The organism is Nocardioides iriomotensis, from assembly GCF_004168035.1.
In the GTDB taxonomy this organism is placed as follows: Bacteria; Actinomycetota; Actinomycetes; order Propionibacteriales; family Nocardioidaceae; genus Nocardioides_B; species Nocardioides_B iriomotensis.
This window is the reverse complement of the sequence record NZ_SDPU01000014.1, coordinates 55,376-71,812: the sequence shown is the minus strand read 5'-3', so window position 1 is coordinate 71,812 and position 16,437 is coordinate 55,376. Positions and strand designations below refer to the sequence as shown.

The window sequence follows — 16,437 nt, the reverse complement described above, 5'->3', positions numbered from 1 at the left end:
GGAAGCGCTGCAGCAGCTCCAGCCCGTGTACGTCGGGCAGGTGCATGTCGAGGAGCACGAGATCGACGCCGCCCTCACGCATCAGCCGTACGGCGTCCGCTCCGGAGCGGGCGACACCGGCGACGCTGAAGCCGGGTACGCGCTGGACGTAGGCCGCGTGCGCAGCGGCGGCGACCTCCTCGTCCTCGACGACCAGCACGCGGAAGGTCACGACGGCTCCCCGATCCGCACGGTGAACCGCGCGCCGCCGAGCGGGGAGTCCTCGACGCTGACCCGGCCGCCGTACCGCCGGACGACCTGGCCCACCAGGGCGAGCCCGAGGCCGCGGCCGACCGCCTGGTCGCCGCGCTTGGTGGACCAGCCGCGACGGAACACCTGGTCGCGGACGTCCTCCGGCAGCCCGGCACCGCTGTCGTCGACGTCGACCTCGAGGGTGTCGGCGTCGGCGTGCACGCGCACGTGCACCTGCCTGTCGTCGGTGGCCCCGACCGCGTCGAAGGCGTTGTCCAGCAGGTTGCCGAGGATCGTGACGACGTCGCGCGGCTCGACGGCAAGCCCGCTGACGGCGGTGTCCTCGTCGATCACGAGGTCGATGCCGCGCTCGGCCGCCTGGGCCGACTTGCCCAGCAGCACGGCCGCGACCACGGGCTCCTCGACCGACCCGACGACGACGTCGGTGATCAGCTGCGCGGTCTCGAGCTCCTCGGTGGCGAAGGCGACAGCCTCGTCGACCCGGCCGAGCTCGATCAGCGACACGACGGTGTGCAGGCGGTTGCTGGCCTCGTGGTTCTGCGCCCGCAGTGCTTCGGCGAGGCTGCGCACGGTGTCCAGCTCGCCGGACACCGCCCGCAGCTCGGTGTGGTCGCGGAGCGTGACGACCGAGCCGACGTCGCGTCCCTGCCAGTGGGCGTCGGCCTGGTTCACCAGCAGCACCTTGTCGGCCACGAGGTGGATCTCGTCCGGTCCGGCGTCACCGGCGAGCAACGAGCGCGTGAGCCCGTCGGGCAGGCCGAGCTCGTCAAGGCTCCGGCCGACCGCGTCGTCCGGCAGGCCGAGCAGGCGGTGCGCCTCGTCGTTGACGAGCTGCACGCGGTCGTCGACGTCGACGAGCAGCATCCCCTCGCGGACCGCGTGCAGGACCGAGTCGTAGTACTCGTACATGCGGGTGATCTCGGCGGCGCCGAGGCCGTGGGTCTGCCGCCGCAGCCGCCGGCTGATCAGCGCGGCGCCGGCCGCACCCAGCCCGAGCACGGCGACGGCCGCGAGCCCGATCGGCAGCAGCCGCTGCTCCAGCGCCCGGTCGATCCGCTCGAGGGTGATGCCGACCGAGACCAGCGCCACGACCTCGCCGCGGGCACCGTCGCGCACCGGCACGACCGCGCGCATCGAGGGGCCGAGCGTGCCGGTGTACTCCTGGGTGAACACCCGCCCTTCGGGCGCGCCGCCGAGGTCGCCGATGAACGGCTTGCCGAGCTGGGACACGTCGGGGTGCGAGTACCGCGTGCGGTCCAGGCCCATCACGACGACGAAGTCGGTGCGGGTGTCGCTGCGGACGCGTTCGGCGTACGGCTGGATCGCGCGCGTCGGGTCGGGCTCGTCCAGCGCGCGGACCACGTCGGGCGCGTCGGCGACCGCCTCGGCGATGTTCACCGAGCGCAGCCGGGCGGACTCGAGCTGGTCGCGCCTCGCGTCGACGTACGCCAGCACCACCGCGACGACCACCACGAGCACGACCGCCAGAAGCTGCAGCACGAAGATCTGCTGCGCCAGCGACCGTTCGCGCGACCTCACCGTGCCTCCTCGTGAACACAACGTACAGAAGCGTGACGGCGGTCACAGGTGGGTAGGACGCTCAGCGGAGCCCGTCCCACTCCTCTGCCCTGCTGGGGCACCGATGCTGGAGGAACCATGGCACACCAGCCATCCCCCGACACCTCGTCGACCACGCCGCCCGCCGGACGTCGTGACCGCACCCACTACCTGTACCTCGCGGTCATCGCCGCCGTGCTGCTCGGCATCATCGTGGGCTTCGTCGCGCCCGACTTCGCGGTGAAGCTGAAGCCGATCGGCGAGGCCTTCGTCAACCTCATCAAGATGATGATCTCGCCGGTCATCTTCTGCACGCTCGTCCTGGGCGTCGGCTCGGTGCGCAGTGCCGCCAGCGTCGGCAAGGTGGGCGGTCTCGCGCTGGCCTACTTCCTCACGATGTCGACGTTCGCGCTGGCGATCGGTCTGGTGGTCGGCAACATCCTGCACCCGGGCGCGGGTCTCAACCTGACCTCCGACCTCGCGGCGGCCGGCAAGGAGCAGGCCGGCGAGGCGGGCACCACGACCGACTTCATCCTGGGCATCATCCCGACGACGCTGTTCTCCGCGCTGACCGACGGCGAGGTGCTGCAGACGCTGCTGGTCGCGCTGCTGGTCGGCTTCGCGCTGCAGGCGATGGGCAGGGCCGGCGAGCCGATCCTGGTCGGCATCGGCCACCTCCAGCGCGTGGTGTTCCGCGTGCTCGCGATGATCATGTGGGCCGCCCCGATCGGCGCGTTCGGCGCGATCGCCGCGGTCGTCGGCGAGACCGGCCTCGACGCCCTGAAGAGCCTGGCCGTGATCATGGTCGGCTTCTACACCACCTGCGCCATCTTCGTGTTCGTCATCCTCGGCGCGCTGCTCAAGGTGACGACCGGCGTCAACATCTTCTCCCTGCTCAAGTACCTCGGCCGCGAGTTCCTGCTGATCCTCTCGACGTCCTCGTCGGAGTCGGCGCTGCCGCGGCTGATCGCGAAGATGGAGCACGCCGGCGTGGAGAAGACGACCGTCGGCGTGGTCGTCCCGACCGGGTACTCCTTCAACCTCGACGGTACGGCGATCTACCTGACCATGGCCTCGCTGTTCATCGCCGAGGCGCTGGGCGACCCGCTGAGCATCGGCGAGCAGATCTCCCTGCTGGTGTTCATGATCATCGCCTCGAAGGGCGCCGCCGGTGTCACCGGCGCGGGCCTGGCCACGCTGGCCGGCGGCCTCTCGTCGCACCGCCCCGAGCTGCTCGACGGCGTGGGCCTGATCGTCGGCATCGACCGGTTCATGTCCGAGGCGCGGGCGCTGACGAACTTCGCCGGGAACTCGGTGGCCACGGTCATCATCGGCCACTGGACCCAGTCGCTCGACAAGCACCGGCTCGACCGGGTGCTGGCCGGCGACGACCCGTTCGACGAGCGCACCATGATCGACGACGACGACGCCACCGACCGGCCCGCAGCGAGCCCGGCCGAGGACGCGCGGCAGCCCTCCAAGGTCTGACCGCCAGCTACCGATGTCGGTAGTCCACGCGTGACCCATGGGTCACGGTCGGACTACCGATATCGGTATGACGGGGTCGCGGGCTAGTCGGCTTCCGGCGCTGCGCGTCCGGCGAGGACGAGCCGGCCCGCCGGCCAGATCAAGCCGAGCAGCACCAGGCCGAGCAGCACCAGGCTGCCGGGCATGCCGAGCGAGTGCGCGAGCCCGCCGACGACGGCCGAGCCGACGCTGCCGCCGGCCAGGAACATCAGCGTCGCCAGCCCCAGCGCGACACCCCGCACGTCGGGCGCGACCACGTTGCTCACCACGGTCATCAGCGCGGGCTGGCCGACACCGAACGCGAAGGTCACGGTCACCACCGCCAGCACGAGCACCGTCGCCGAGTGCAGCTCGGCGCCGACGGCGGCCACGCCGAGCGCGGCGACGGCCGTCAGGCCGGACAGCACGAGCGCGAGCGAGGCACCGAGCCTCGTGACGAGGGGGGTGGAGAGCCGGGGAGCGAGGAGCCCGGTGACCACGCTGGGCAGCAGCGCGAGGCCGACCTGCCAGGGCTCCCAGCCGACGGTGATGAGCACAGTCGGCACCGAGATCAGCAGCGCGAACCACGCCGCCGGGACGCTGGACGCGGCCACCGCGCTGCGCAGGGCGGTGCCGTTGCTCAGCACGGACAGCGGCAGGAAGCCGTGCGGCCGGCGGCGCACCCAGAACGACACGGCCGGCACGCCCAGCACGAGCAGCAGGCCGCCGACGAGGGCGACGGTGGCACCGGTCGAGGGCGACTGCACGAGCATGATCAGCCCGCCCGAGGTCGCGGCCACGAGCACCGCGCCGACCACGTCGAGCCGCGCCCGGGTGCCCCCGGTCGGCAGGTAGCGCCACAGCAACGGCAGCAGGGCGATCCCGGCCACGGGCAGCGCGATCACGGCGCGCCAGCCCAGCACGGCCTCCACCGCACCACCGGCGAGCGGGCCGAGACAGTTGACGGCCGCGGCGAGCCCGGCGACCCGGCCGAGCGCCATGGTCCTCACGTCCCCGCCGTACCGCGCGGTGATCGCGGCGATCCCCAGCGTCGGCACCGCCGCCGCGCCGGCGCCCTGCAGGACGCGGGCGGCGAGCAGCACGCCGAACGACGGGGCGAGCGCGCCGGCGACGGCCCCCACCGTCATGAGCACGATGCCGACGGTGAACGGCGTGCGGACCCCGACCAGGTCGGACACCCGTCCGTAGACGGCGGTCGCGACGGCCAGGAACAGCGCGTAGAGGCTGACCGCCCACACGCTGACGCCGGTGCTGACGCCGAGGTCGTCGGCGAGGACGGGCAGGACGATCGCGGCCGAGGCGCTGCCGAAGCCGGCCAGGCCGAACAGCACCCCGACCAGCAGGGACAGACGACGGGCGTCGGTGGACTCGGACATCGTCGGCTCAACCCGCCTGCCGGCGGGGTTGTTCCCGGTGGAGCGGATGGCTCAGTCAGGCACCCGGTCGGCCGGGAAGCCGCCGGTCGCCACCGGACCCCAGGACTCGACGGTGATCCGGATCAGGGACTTGCCCTGCGTGCGCATGGCCTGGCGGTACTCGTCCCAGTCGGGGTGCTCGCCGGAGATGCACCGGAAGTACTCCACGAGGCCGTCCTCGGCCTCCTGGCCCGGCATGTCGAGCACCTCGGCGGTCCCGTCGACCTGGACGTAGGGGCCGTTCCAGTCGTCGGAGTGCACCAGCACCGAGGCGCGCGGGTCGCGGCGCAGGTTGCGGGCCTTGGCCCGGTCGGGGTACGTCGAGACCACGATGCGGCCCTCGGCGTCGACGCCGCCGGCCACCGGGGACATCTGCGGGCGGCCGTCACGCTTGGTGGTGACGAGGGTGAGCCGGTGGCGGGTGCGGGCGAAGTCGAGCAGCTCGTCGCGCTCGACGCGGTCGGCGGTGGCGATCTTGGGCACGTCCCCGTCGTACCCGAGGGAATCGAGCGGCAACCGTCGGCGTTCACCCGACGCACCCACCAAGGAGGTCCCGTGCCGGACTACGGACACGAGCCGAGGTTCGGCGTCTTCGTCACCCCGACGGCCGACGCCCACGACCAGGTCGTCCGGACGGCCGTGACCGCAGACGTGCTGGGCCTCGACTCGGTGAGCATCCAGGACCACCCGTACCAGCCGGCGTTCCTGGACACCTGGACCCTGCTCACGCACCTGGCCGCGCACACCGAGCGGGTGCACCTGTTCCCGAACGTCGCGAACCTCCCGCTGCGGCCGCCGGCCGTGCTGGCCCGTGCCGCGGCCACGCTCGACATCCTGAGCAACGGGCGCGCCGAGCTCGGCCTCGGTGCGGGCGCGTTCTGGGACGCGATCGCCGCGCTCGGCGGCCCCCGTCGTACGGCGGGCGAGGCCGTCGAGGCCCTCGCGGAGGCGGTCGACGTCATCCGCGCGCTCTGGACGCCCGGCCGCACGCCGCGGCTCGAGGGCACGCACTACTCGCTGGAGGGCGCGAAGTCCGGGCCGTTCCCGGTGCACGACCTCGGCATCTACCTCGGCGCCTACAAGCCGCGCATGCTGCGCCTGACCGGTCGTGTCGCCGACGGGTGGCTCCCGTCGAGCGGGTACCTCCCGCCCGCCGACCTCGCCGCCGCGAACAAGGTCATCGACGAGGCCGCCCTCGCCGCCGGTCGCGACCCCGCGGACGTCGTGCGGCTCTACAACCTCTCCCCCGACTTCGCCCGCACGACAGAGGCGTGGGTCGAGCAACTCGCCGAGCTGGCGCTGGAGGAGGGCATGTCGCACTTCGTGCTGGCCGTCGACCTCGGCGACGACCGGGCGCTGCGCGCGTTCGCCGAGGAGATCGCGCCGGCGGTGCGGGAGCTGGTGGAGGCCGAGCGGCTGCTGCCGGGCACGCGCTCCCCCGAGCCCGTCGGTGCCGCGCCGGCGCCCGGAGCGCAGGCGACCAGCAGCGGCACCGTCCTCGGCGTGACACCGACCCCGCCGCCCGAGCGTCTGCTGTCCGACGGCCTGCCCTGGGACGAGACCACCCGGCCCCGCGTCGCCGCTCCCGCCGACGCGACGTACGACGACAGCGGGCGACAGCAGAGCCGGCACCTCATCGACGTGCACGACCACCTGCGGGCGGAGCTCGCGCAGCTGCGCGACCTCATCGACCAGGTGGCACAGGGCCAGCTCGGCGTCGGCGCCGCGCGCACCGCGATCAACCAGATGACGATGCGGCAGAACAGCTGGACGCTCGGCACCTACTGCGAGTCCTACTGCCGCGTCGTGACCACGCACCACACGCTTGAGGACGTGTCGATGTTCCCGCGGCTGCGCCGGCTCGAGCCGCGCATCGCGCCGGTCGTCGAACGGCTGCAGGAGGAGCACCACGCCATCCACGACGTGCTCGAGCAGGTCGACCGAGCCCTGGTCGCGATGGTCGGCGACCCGGACCAGGACGTGTCGGGGGTACGGCGCGCCGTCGACCTGCTGACCGACACGCTGCTGTCCCACCTGGCCTACGAGGAGGAGCAGCTCGTCGACCCGCTGGCCCGGCACGGGCTGCAGTGACGCGAGCCTTGCCTCAGGCGCCGCGGCACCACCGGTCGAGCAGCTCCGCGTAGACCGCCACCGCCTCGTCGACCCGCGCCAGCGAGCACCACTCGTCGGCGACGTGGCACTGTTCCGGCTCGCCCGGGCCGAGCACGACGGTCGGGGTGACCGCGCCCTGCTCCATCAGCGGGCCGAGCGCGGAGGCGTCGGTGAAGTAGCGGGCCGTCTCGACCGGGGCGCCGTCGAGACCGGCCGCGACCAGCGCCTCGCCGACCAGCGCGACGAACGGGTCGTCGCGAGCCGTGTCCACCGGCGGCAGCACGACGTGGTCCTCGACCGTGACGTCGCCGCCGGCGACCTCGCGGACCGCGGACCGGATCGCGTCGCCCTGCGCGGACGGGACGGTGCGGATGTCGAGGTACAGCTCGGCCGCGTCGGGCACGACGTTGGTCTGCACGCCGCCGCGCACGACACCGACGTTGGCGGTGATGCCCTCGGGCCAGGACGTGTGGTCGTGCAGGGCGACGGCGGCGCGGGCGATCTTGACCGCGGCGTTGTCGCCGAGCTCGGGCGCCGAGCCGTGGGCGGCCTTGCCGGTCGCGTTGAGCCGCATCCAGTGCGCGCCCTTGTGCCCGGGCACCAGCGCGTTGCGGGTCGGCTCGGCCACGACCAGAGGCCCACCGCCGACGACCGCGTCGCGCGGGATGGTGAGCGCGCCGGTGCAGCCGGTCTCCTCGCCCGAGGTCAGCACGACCTGGACGCCGCGGCAGTCGTGCGGCCGCGACGCGTGGTCGGCGACCGCGTCAACGAGCGCCGCGACGCCGGACTTCATGTCCGACGTGCCGCGGCCGACCATCCGGTCGCCGTCGACCTCCGCCGCGAACGGGTCGACGCTCCAGTCGCCACGGGACACGGGGACGACGTCGAGGTGGCCGGTGAAGGTCAGCGGCGGGCCGTCGCCCGAGCCGGCGCGGGCGACGTACTGCTCCCGCTCGGGCTCGAAGTCCAGCCACCGTCCCGCGAACCCGGACTTCTCCAGGATCTCGGCGCAGCGCTGGGCCAGCCCCTCCTCGCGGGCGCCGACGGTGTCGGCCCGGACCAGCTCGGCCAGCAGGTCGGTCGCCCGGCTCACTTGAGGACCGACCCCTTGGTCTCCGGCAGCGTCAGCGTCGCGACGAACGCGATCGCCGCGCCGACCGAGACGTAGATGAAGAACCAGTCACCGCGACCGGCGCCACCGAGCCACTGGATCACCAGCGGCGCCGTGCCACCGAAGATCGCGACGGTCAGGTTGTACCAGGCACCGATGCCCAGGCCGCGCAGCTCGGTCGGGAACAGCTCGCTCATGATCGCCGGCGCGATCGAGCTCAGCATCGGGTAGAGGCACAGGCCGAAGCTGAACACCAGCAGCACCGCGCCGAACGACGCACCGGGCACGATCAGCTTGGACACCGGGACCATCAGCAGCGCGATCGCGCCGGACCACACGAGCATCTGCGGCTTGCGGCCGAACCGGTCGGCGGTCCAGCCGAACGGGTACTGCAGGATCACGAAGAACGCGGTCGCGATGGACAGCGCCCAGAACACCATGCCGTCGTCGAGGCCCTGGCCGGTGACGGCGTACGGCGTCAGCGCGGAGAAGAACGTGTAGTAGCAGAGCGTGCTCAGCAGGGTGAAGCCGATGAGCTGCGCGACGGACTTGGGGTGGTCGCGGAGCGTGAGCCACAGCGGGTTCTTGATCGCCCGGGCCTTCTCGGCGTTCTCCTCGTACTGCTCGGTCTCCGCCATGTCCTTGCGCAGCCACAGGCCGACGAGACCGAGCAGGCCGCCGACGACGAACGGAACCCGCCAGCCCCAGCTGGCCAGGGCGTCGTCGGACATCGTCGACGCGAGCGCGGCACCGAGCAGCGACGCGATCAGCACCGCCGAGCCGGTCGAGATGTAGAAGAACGAGGAGTACCGGCCGCGGCGCTCGGGAGGAGCGATCTCGGCGAGGTACGCCGACGCGTTGGACACCTCGCCGCCGAGCGACATGCCCTGCGCGATCCGCGCGAGCAGCAGCAGGATCGGCGCCAGCCAGCCCACGAGGCCGTAGGTCGGCAGGATCGCGATCACCATCGACCCGCCGGCCATCAGCGCGATCGTCAGCAGCATCGCCTGCTTGCGACCCTTGAGGTCGGCGTACCGCCCGAGCAGCATGCCGCCGAGCGGGCGGAAGAAGAACGCGAGGGCGTAGGTGGCGAAGGTGCCGATGAACGCGAGCGACTCGTTCTCCGCCGGGAAGATCTGGGTGGCGAAGTAGATCGAGAACGTCGCGTAGACGGTCCAGTCGTACCACTCGACCGCGTTGCCGACGCTGGCCGCGATGAGGGTCCGGACCGGAAGCTTGTGCGGCGCCTGCGTGTCGTCGCGGGTGGTGCCGCCGGCCGCAGGGGCGGTGGGGTCGCTCGATGTGGACATGTTGCTCCTCCGAGACAGGGGACTCGGTGTGACCGTGCCCACTGGTCGCGGCATGAAACCGGTTCCGCGGCGGGGTGGTCCAGACCGTTCCGACGCCGACGGCCGGCGTCAGCCGGGGGCCCTGAGCCGGCCCGTCGCGGTCACGCTGCCGGCCGCGCCGAACACGTCGGCAGTGGGCTCTGCCCCGGCCAGGTCGCCGGTGACCGTGAGGCGCTGGGCACCGGTCATCGGGGCGACAAGACGGTAGCCGAGCTCCCGGCCGCGCAGCTCGACGCCGTGGCGACGGAAGAGCTCCGCGATCATCAGCGCCTGCAGCGGGCCGTGCACGACGAGGTCGTCGTAGCCCTCCTGCGCCACGAACTCGCGGTCGTAGTGGATCCGGTGCGCGTTGTAGGTCAGGGCGGAGAAGCGGAAGAGCAGCCGGGCGTCGACGTCGAGGTCGAGCCGCGGCGGGTCGGCGACGGGGCCGGGCCCCGGCTCGGCCGGCGGCAGCGACCCGCCGGGCGCGCGGTAGACGATGTCCTGGTCGTCGACGACGGCGAGCCGCCCGTCCTGGTGGATCTCGCTGCGCACCGTCGCGAAGGTCAGGGGGCCGGTGCGGCCGGCCTTCGCCTGGGTGCTCAGCAGGCGGGTACGGCGGACGGCGGGCCGGCCGAGCACCAGCGGGCGCACGTGCAGCACCCGCCCGCCGGCGAACATCCGACGGCGGCCTGGGCCGGGCGGTGCCGGCACACCCGACATGGGATGGCCGTCCGGTCCCAGGTCACGCTGCGCGCGCCGCTCGAGCAGGTAGACCCAGTGCCACAGTGGCGGCAGCTCCACGCCGGCGGCGATCCCGCCCGTCGGCAGGTCGAGCAGGGCGGCGAGCCCCTCGGCGGGCTCGGCGGCGAGCACCTCCTCGCGGGTCGCCTCGGCGGCCACGTCTTCGCTCACGGCGCCACGCTGCCGCGCTTCACCAGCTGCCGGGCGATGACGGTGCGCTGGATCTCGTTGGTGCCCTCGCCGACGATCATCAGCGGCGCGTCGCGGAAGTAGCGCTCCACGTCGAACTCGGTCGAGTAGCCGTAGCCACCGTGGATCCGCACCGCGTCCAGCGCGATCTTCATGGCCGTCTCGGAGGCGAACAGCTTGGCCATCCCGGCCTCCATGTCGGCCCGCTCGCCCGCGTCGTACCTGCGCGCGGCAGCCAGCGTGAGCTGCCGAGCGGCGAGGAGCTGCGTGGCCATGTCGGCGAGGTAGTTGCCGATCGACTGGTGCTTCCAGATCGGGACGCCGAAGCTCTCCCGCTCCTGGGCGTAGCGCAGGCTGTCCTCGAGCGCCGCCCGGCCGACCCCGAGGGCCCGCGCGGCCACCTGGAGCCGCCCGATCTCGAGGCCACGCATCATCTGGCCGAAGCCGGCGCCCTCCTTCTCGCCGAGCAGCGCCCCGACAGGCACGCGCATGTCGTCGAAGGAGAGCTCGCAGCTCTCCACCCCCTTGTAGCCGAGCTTCGGCAGGTCGCGGGAGACCTCGAAGCCCTCGCCCTTCTCCACGAGAAGGATGCTGATGCCGCGGTGGGCGGGCTCGGCCCGCGGGTCGGTCTTGCACAGCAGAGCGACCAGCCCGGCCCTGCGGGCGTTGGTGATCCAGGTCTTCGACCCGTTGACGACGTAATGATCGCCCACCTGGCGCGCAGTGGTGCGCATCGCCTGAAGATCCGAGCCACCGCCCGGCTCGGTGAGCGCCATGGTCGCGCGCAGCTCGCCGGTCGCCAACCGGGGCAGATAGGTGTCCTTCTGTTCCGCGGTGCCATGGTCGAGGATCAGCTTGGCCACCACGGTGTGCCCGCCCATCGCACCGGCCAGGCTCATCCAGCCGCGGGCCAGCTCCTCGGTCACGAGCACGTAGCAGGAGGCGCTGACACTGGCCTCGCCCCACGGCTCGGGCACGGCCAGGCCGAAGACCCCCATCTCCTTCATCGCATCGATGAGCGCCTCGGGGTAGGTGTTCGCCTGCTCGAGGTCGTGAGCGACGGGCTTGACCGAGGTGTCCACGAACTCGCGGACCAGCTCGACGATCGCCCGCTCCTCCTCGGGAAGTCCTTCCATGGGGCGCTCCGATCTTTGTGCGAGTGGGTACGGCGGGGGGCGCGGCGTCCTACGCGGGACGTGGCAGCAGCCGGCGCAGCAGGTCGGCGGCACCCGACCAGTCGATGTCGGCGGGCGACACGTCGAGCCCGGCCAGGCAGTCGACGAGCTTGCGGTCGAGCTGGGCGCCGGTCGGGGGTCGCCTCGGTGACCCCGGCGGCAGGTCGAGCACAGCCCGGCGCACGCCGTCACTGCCGTGCACGTCCACCTCGGTCTCGCCGGCGAGCAGCCAGTCACCGCCAGGGACGAGATCCACCTCGACGCGCGCGAGGAGCCGCTGCGCCTCGGGCCGCAGGACGGCCTCGTCGGTGAAGGTGGCGAAGCCGGCGTGCTCGTCGAGCAACGCGGCCGCCACGGCGTACTCCAGGCTGAACTTGCCCTGCAGCCCGGTGCGCGGGCGGTGGTGGATCAGGGGTGTGGTGGTGCCCGCCAGGGCGCGCACGACGATCCGGTCCACCGTCGCGGGATCCACCTGGTCGCGCAGCGACGCTGCCGCGGCGATCGGGCGCTGCAGGGCGTAGCAGCAGGGATGGATCTTGACGGCGAGACCATCCGGGACCGCCGGCCCGTCGTCGGACACCGGCCCGGGCTCGCCCCCGAGCAACGTCAGCCACGTGTCGACCGCACCGGTGTCGGCGCCGGCGCCGGCGGCAGCGAGGTCGGCGGCGCGCAGCCCGGCCTCGACGGCGAGGCCGACCTGCAGCGACTTCGCGTCCGTGCCGAACGCGCGCTGCACGCCCCCTGCGGCGGGTACCGCGAGCGCCAGCGCGCGAGCGGTGCCGTCCTCGTCGAGGCCGTGGGCGGACGCGCCGGTCGCCGCCGCGGCCAGCGCCCCGGTCGTCGTGGTCGCGTGCCAGCCGGCCGCGTAGTGCCGCCACCCGAGCAGGGTGCCGACCCGCGCCATCACACCCGCGCCGGCCAGGTAGCCCGGGCCTCCCGACCCGGTCGCCAGGGCAGCGCTGACGCAGACCGAGCTGATGTGGGTGGTGGTGGGCATGTGCAGGTCGTCGAAGTCGAGGACGTGAGCGGCCACCGCCCACCGCGCCGCCTCCGACAGCGGCGCCGTCACCCGGTGCACCGGCTCGGCGTGCGAGGCGAGCGCGACCGCGACGGTGTCGAGAAGTGCCCGGTCGGCGAGTGCGAGGTCGTCGGCGGAGGGCCGGTGGCCGACCGCCCAGCACGCGAGGTCCGCCGCCGTGCTCACCGCGGTGCTCCCCCGGGTGCTCACCATGCCTCCCCGGCGTCGAGGCCGAGCTCGGCGAGGATCGCGTCGGTGTGCTGGCCGACCGTGGGGACCGGGCCCATCACCGGCTCGTCGCCCTCCAGGGTCGCGGGTGGCAGCAGGGCGCGGAGGTCGCCCACCTCGGAGCCGACGGTGCGCCACCGGTCGCGGGCGGCGAGCTGCGGATGGTCACCGAGCTCGGTCACGTCGCGGAGCCGCGCGTTGGCGATCGCCGCCGCGTCCAGCCGCTCCACCACCTGGTCGCCGGAGAGCCCGGCGAAGGCGGCGGCGACGACGGCGCCGAGGTCGTCGCGGTGCGTGACGCGAAGGCTGTTGGTGGAGAACCGCTCGTCGGCGGCGAGCTCGGGCCGGCCCAGCACGTCGGCGCAGAACACCGTCCACTCGCGCTCGTTCTGGACGCCGAGGAACACCTGGCGGCCGTCGCCGCAGGCGAAGGGGCCGTACGGCGCGATGGCGGCATGGGCCGCCCCGCTGCGCGGCGGGGGCGACCCGCCGTACAGGGCGTAGTAGAGCGGGAAGCCGACCCACTCGGCCAGCGCCTCCAGCATCGACACCTCCAGCGTCGCGCCCTCGCCGGTGCGCTCCCGCCGGAAGAGGGCGGTGAGGATGCCCGAGTAGGCGTACATCCCCGCCGCGATGTCGGCGACGGGGATCCCGACCTTGGCCGGATCGTCGGGCGTTCCGGTCACCGAGACCACGCCGGCCTCGCACTGCACGAGCAGGTCGTAGGCCTTCTTGCGCGTCACCGGCCCACCGGTCCCGTAGCCGGAGATCGAGCAGTGCACGAGCCGCGGGTGCTGTTCGCGCAGCGCGGTCGCGCCGAGACCGAGGCGTTCGGCGGCGCCCGGGGCGAGGTTCTGCACGAAGACGTCGGCGCGCTCGAGCAGCCGGTCGAGGACCGACCGGTCCCGCGCGTCCTTGAGGTCGAGGGCGACGGACTCCTTGGACCGGTTCAGCCACACGAAGTGGCTCGACATCCCCCGCACTGCCTCGTCGTACTGCCGGGCGAAGTCACCGGGTCCGGGACGCTCCACCTTGACCACGCGGGCGCCGAGGTCGGCGAGCTGACGGGTGGCGAACGGTGCCGCGACTGCCTGCTCCACGGCGACGACCGTGAGCCCCTCCAGAGGTCGCAACGGGTGCCCTCCTCTCGAGGCGTCGGACCGAACCTTGACCGATTTGTGCGGCCATATTAGAAATGAGCGCACAACGTGTCAACCGGCTCCGGGAGGTCCCATGAGCAGCCCACCACCCGCCACACGACCAGTCGGGGCGCTGCCAGGCCGCACGCTCTTCGTCGGACTCGGCCGGATGGGCGCCCCGATGGTGCGGCGCTACGCCGCCACCCGACCCACGGTCGTGCACGACGCCGACGCGGCGACGACACAGCGGGTCGCCGCGGCCAGTGGCGCGACGCCCCTGCCGTCCCTCGACGCCCTGCCCGATCTCGACGGCTCACCCATCGACGTCGTGGTGCTCGTGCTGCCGACCAGCACGATCGTCGAGCAGGTGCTGCTCGCCGACGGCGTGCTCGACACGCTGGCCCCAGGGGCGCTCGTCGTCGACATCGGCTCGTCGGTGCCGGCGAGCACCCGTCGGCTCGCGGCCCTCGCCGCGCAGCGCGGCATCGGGTACGTCGACGCCCCGGTGTCCGGCGGCGTCGCCCGGGCCGAGACCGGCGAGCTCGCGATCATGGTCGGCGGCGAGCCCGACCACGTCCGGGCCGCGCGGCCTCACCTGGAGCCGCTGGGGACCACGATCGTCCCCGTCGGACCGGCGGGCTCCGGCCACGCGGCGAAGGCGCTCAACAACCTGCTCTCCGCGACCCAGCTCGCCGCCGCGGCCGAGGTCCTGTCGGTCGCGCAGCGGGCCGGCATCGAGCCCGCGGTGATGCTGGACGTGCTCAACTCCTCCACCGGACGCAGCCAGGCGACCGAGGTCAAGTACCCCCGGCACGTCCTCACCGGCACCTTCGCGTCCGGCTTCGAGCTCGAGCTGATGGTCAAGGACCTCTCCATCGCCGCCGACCTCGCCGACCAGCTCGGCAGCACGATCCCGGTCACGTCCGCGGCAGTTGAGCTCGCGCGGTCCGCCCGGGCGCACCTGGCCGCGACCGGCACCGAGCGCCCCGACCACACCGCGCTCGTCACCTACGTCGAGCACGTCAACACGACCTCGCTGCGCGCGACCACGACCGACCCGGCACCCGCCCACGACGAGAGGACGCCCCGATGACCGACACTCACTCCGCCGCCCAGGACTACGTCGACGAGATGGCCCGCGCCCGCGGGTACGTGCTCGACTACCACAAGGTGATGGCGGCTCAGGACTTCCCGGTGCTGCGGGCCACCAACGGCCTCGTCGAGGCCGCCTACCTCGACCAACGCACGCTCGACCGCCGCACCAAGGAGCTGATCTTCATCGTCAGCCTGACGGTGATGCGCGCCTCGAAGGGCCACATCCAGAGCCACATCCGGGTCGCACTCGACCTCGGCGTGACCGCCCGCGAGATCCTGGAGGCCATCGAGATCGCACTGCCGGAGGCGGGCATCGTCGCGTTCCAGACCGGCTTCGACGCCTGGCGCGAGGTCGTCGGAGCGTCCGGGCTCGAGCCGACGGTCGAGGCCCACGAGGGCGGGTCGGGCGCCTGACGGGCTCCGGCTGCGAAGCCGGGAACGTGGCCACCCCGCGTGATGTACTTGCCCGGCGGGCCGTCCGGCCCGGCCGGACCGACCCCTCCCTGACCGACCCAGGAGCGGCATGAACGCGAGTCCCACGCTGACGATGCGGCCGCCCTACCCGGGCGAGTCCCGCTACCGGCTGCTGGCCCGTTCGCTGCGCGAGGCGATCCTCGAGGACCGGTTCGCCGAGGGTCAGCCGCTGCCGACCGAGGCGACCCTCGCGGCGACGTTCTCCCTGAGCCGCCAGACCGTCCGCCGGGCCTTCCTCGAGCTGGTGTCGGAGGGCCTGGTGTTCCGGGTGCCGGGCCGGGGCACCTTCGTGACGCCGAAGGACTCCCGCTACCGGCGCCGGTTCAGCTCGGTCGAGGACCTGATGAACCTCACCCTCGACACCGAGCTGGAGGTCATCGAGCCGCTGACCGGCACCTTCGACGAGGAGGTCGCCGAACGCCTGCAGCTGACCGGGCGGTCCATGTACTCCGTGCTGTTCCGGCGGCTGCACCGCGGCGAGATCTTCTGCACCACCCGCGTCCTCCTCCCGGCGGCGGTCGGGTCGACGCTCGACACGCTGCCCGAGCTCGTCGAGGCCGGGCACCGCAGCGGCATCACCATCATCGGGTTGCTGGAGTCACGCGGCGCCCGCATCGCCGAGGCCGAGCAAGTCACCACGGCCGTCGCCGCGAGCGACCGCCAGGCCGAGCTGCTCGGCTGCACCCCCGGTGCACCCCTGTTGCACATCGAGCGGCTGTACATCGACGTGGCCGGCGTGCCCGTGGAGCTCGCGATCAGCGACTACCTCCCCGAGCACTACTCGCACCGGCTGCGGCTCGGCCGCGGGGGCTCCGAGGCGCCCTGACCGTTCCGGGACAGCCCTCCCCTGTCGACCACCGCGCGGACCCCGACCAACCTCCCGACCTCCCGAAGCCGTCTCGCAGCCCGCGTCTCGGTCCTCGCAGGTGACGGTTGACACACTTTGGCTAGTCCTTTTAGATATGGCCGTACCTATTCGCACATGGTCTCGCCCGCTCGCGTCCCGGACGCATCGGCGGGGCCGCCGGAGGAGTCTCGGGCCTCCGGCCCTGCCGCGCCCGAGCGTGTCACTC

15 protein-coding genes are annotated in these 16,437 nt (G+C 73.0%); 5 read left to right on the top strand and 10 right to left on the bottom strand.

All coding sequences use genetic code 11. The features are described from left to right. A partial coding sequence (locus ETU37_RS05740; protein WP_129986223.1) for a response regulator occupies nucleotides 1-211 on the bottom strand: 211 nt, incomplete at its 3' end. Continuing rightward, a complete protein-coding gene (locus ETU37_RS05735; RefSeq protein ID WP_240755562.1) occupies nucleotides 208-1,791 on the bottom strand; it encodes a sensor histidine kinase in 1,584 nt (527 codons plus the stop codon). The genes ETU37_RS05740 and ETU37_RS05735, both read right to left, overlap by 4 nt. A gap of 117 nt (nucleotides 1,792-1,908) precedes the next feature. Here ETU37_RS05735 and ETU37_RS05730 point away from each other — a divergent pair, with 117 nt between their 5' ends. Further along, nucleotides 1,909-3,297 (top strand): cation:dicarboxylate symporter family transporter, encoded by a 1,389-nt coding sequence (locus tag ETU37_RS05730; protein WP_129986221.1) that lies wholly within the window; start codon nucleotides 1,909-1,911, stop codon nucleotides 3,295-3,297. An 83-nt stretch (nucleotides 3,298-3,380) separates the two neighbouring features. On the opposite strand, the gene ETU37_RS05725 is transcribed toward ETU37_RS05730, so the two are convergent. Both ETU37_RS05725 and ETU37_RS05720 read right to left on the bottom strand, forming a co-directional pair. Then, entirely contained in the window at nucleotides 3,381-4,712 is a 1,332-nt protein-coding gene (locus tag ETU37_RS05725; RefSeq protein ID WP_129986219.1) for an MFS transporter, read from the bottom strand. Nucleotides 4,713-4,763: 51 nt separating this feature from the next. Next, complete coding sequence (locus ETU37_RS05720) at nucleotides 4,764-5,234, bottom strand: PPOX class F420-dependent oxidoreductase (protein ID WP_129986217.1); 471 nt, start codon at nucleotides 5,232-5,234, stop codon at nucleotides 4,764-4,766. A 72-nt stretch (nucleotides 5,235-5,306) separates the two neighbouring features. Between ETU37_RS05720 and ETU37_RS05715 the strand changes: the two genes are divergently transcribed. Further along, complete coding sequence (locus ETU37_RS05715) at nucleotides 5,307-6,842, top strand: LLM class flavin-dependent oxidoreductase (RefSeq protein WP_129986215.1); 1,536 nt, start codon at nucleotides 5,307-5,309, stop codon at nucleotides 6,840-6,842. 13 nt (nucleotides 6,843-6,855) lie between these two features. On the opposite strand, the gene ETU37_RS05710 is transcribed toward ETU37_RS05715, so the two are convergent. The 6 genes from ETU37_RS05710 to ETU37_RS05685 form a co-directional block, all read right to left on the bottom strand. Then, complete coding sequence (locus ETU37_RS05710) at nucleotides 6,856-7,956, bottom strand: M20 family metallopeptidase (protein ID WP_165372415.1); 1,101 nt, start codon at nucleotides 7,954-7,956, stop codon at nucleotides 6,856-6,858. Then, on the bottom strand, nucleotides 7,953-9,284 hold the full coding sequence (locus tag ETU37_RS05705) for an MFS transporter (protein ID WP_129986211.1): 1,332 nt from the start codon (nucleotides 9,282-9,284) through the stop codon (nucleotides 7,953-7,955). The genes ETU37_RS05710 and ETU37_RS05705 overlap by 4 nt, the downstream gene beginning before the upstream one ends. A gap of 108 nt (nucleotides 9,285-9,392) precedes the next feature. Further along, nucleotides 9,393-10,217 carry an HTD2 family dehydratase gene (locus ETU37_RS05700; RefSeq protein WP_206053751.1) on the bottom strand — a complete coding sequence of 275 codons (825 nt, stop codon included), beginning with the start codon at nucleotides 10,215-10,217 and terminating at the stop codon, nucleotides 9,393-9,395. Then, a complete protein-coding gene (locus ETU37_RS05695) occupies nucleotides 10,214-11,371 on the bottom strand; it encodes an acyl-CoA dehydrogenase family protein (protein ID WP_129986209.1) in 1,158 nt (385 codons plus the stop codon). The genes ETU37_RS05700 and ETU37_RS05695 overlap by 4 nt, the downstream gene beginning before the upstream one ends. Before the next feature lie 49 nt (nucleotides 11,372-11,420). Beyond that, the gene (locus ETU37_RS05690) at nucleotides 11,421-12,614 is read right to left on the bottom strand and encodes an MmgE/PrpD family protein (RefSeq protein ID WP_206053750.1); all 1,194 of its coding nucleotides are present in this window, start codon (nucleotides 12,612-12,614) and stop codon (nucleotides 11,421-11,423) included. A 20-nt stretch (nucleotides 12,615-12,634) separates the two neighbouring features. Then, nucleotides 12,635-13,789, bottom strand: coding sequence for a CaiB/BaiF CoA transferase family protein (locus tag ETU37_RS05685; RefSeq protein ID WP_129986205.1), 1,155 nt, complete (start codon nucleotides 13,787-13,789; stop codon nucleotides 12,635-12,637). A gap of 100 nt (nucleotides 13,790-13,889) precedes the next feature. Here ETU37_RS05685 and ETU37_RS05680 point away from each other — a divergent pair, with 100 nt between their 5' ends. The 3 genes from ETU37_RS05680 (at nucleotide 13,890) to ETU37_RS05670 (ending at nucleotide 16,190) form a co-directional block, all read left to right on the top strand. Next, nucleotides 13,890-14,888: an NAD(P)-dependent oxidoreductase gene (locus ETU37_RS05680; RefSeq protein ID WP_129986203.1), complete on the top strand. Its 999-nt coding sequence runs from the start codon at nucleotides 13,890-13,892 to the stop codon at nucleotides 14,886-14,888. Next, on the top strand, nucleotides 14,885-15,304 hold the full coding sequence (locus tag ETU37_RS05675) for a carboxymuconolactone decarboxylase family protein (protein WP_129986201.1): 420 nt from the start codon (nucleotides 14,885-14,887) through the stop codon (nucleotides 15,302-15,304). The genes ETU37_RS05680 and ETU37_RS05675 overlap by 4 nt, the downstream gene beginning before the upstream one ends. Before the next feature lie 109 nt (nucleotides 15,305-15,413). Continuing rightward, nucleotides 15,414-16,190 (top strand): GntR family transcriptional regulator, encoded by a 777-nt coding sequence (locus ETU37_RS05670; protein WP_206053748.1) that lies wholly within the window; start codon nucleotides 15,414-15,416, stop codon nucleotides 16,188-16,190. Nucleotides 16,191-16,437: the final 247 nt, after the last annotated feature.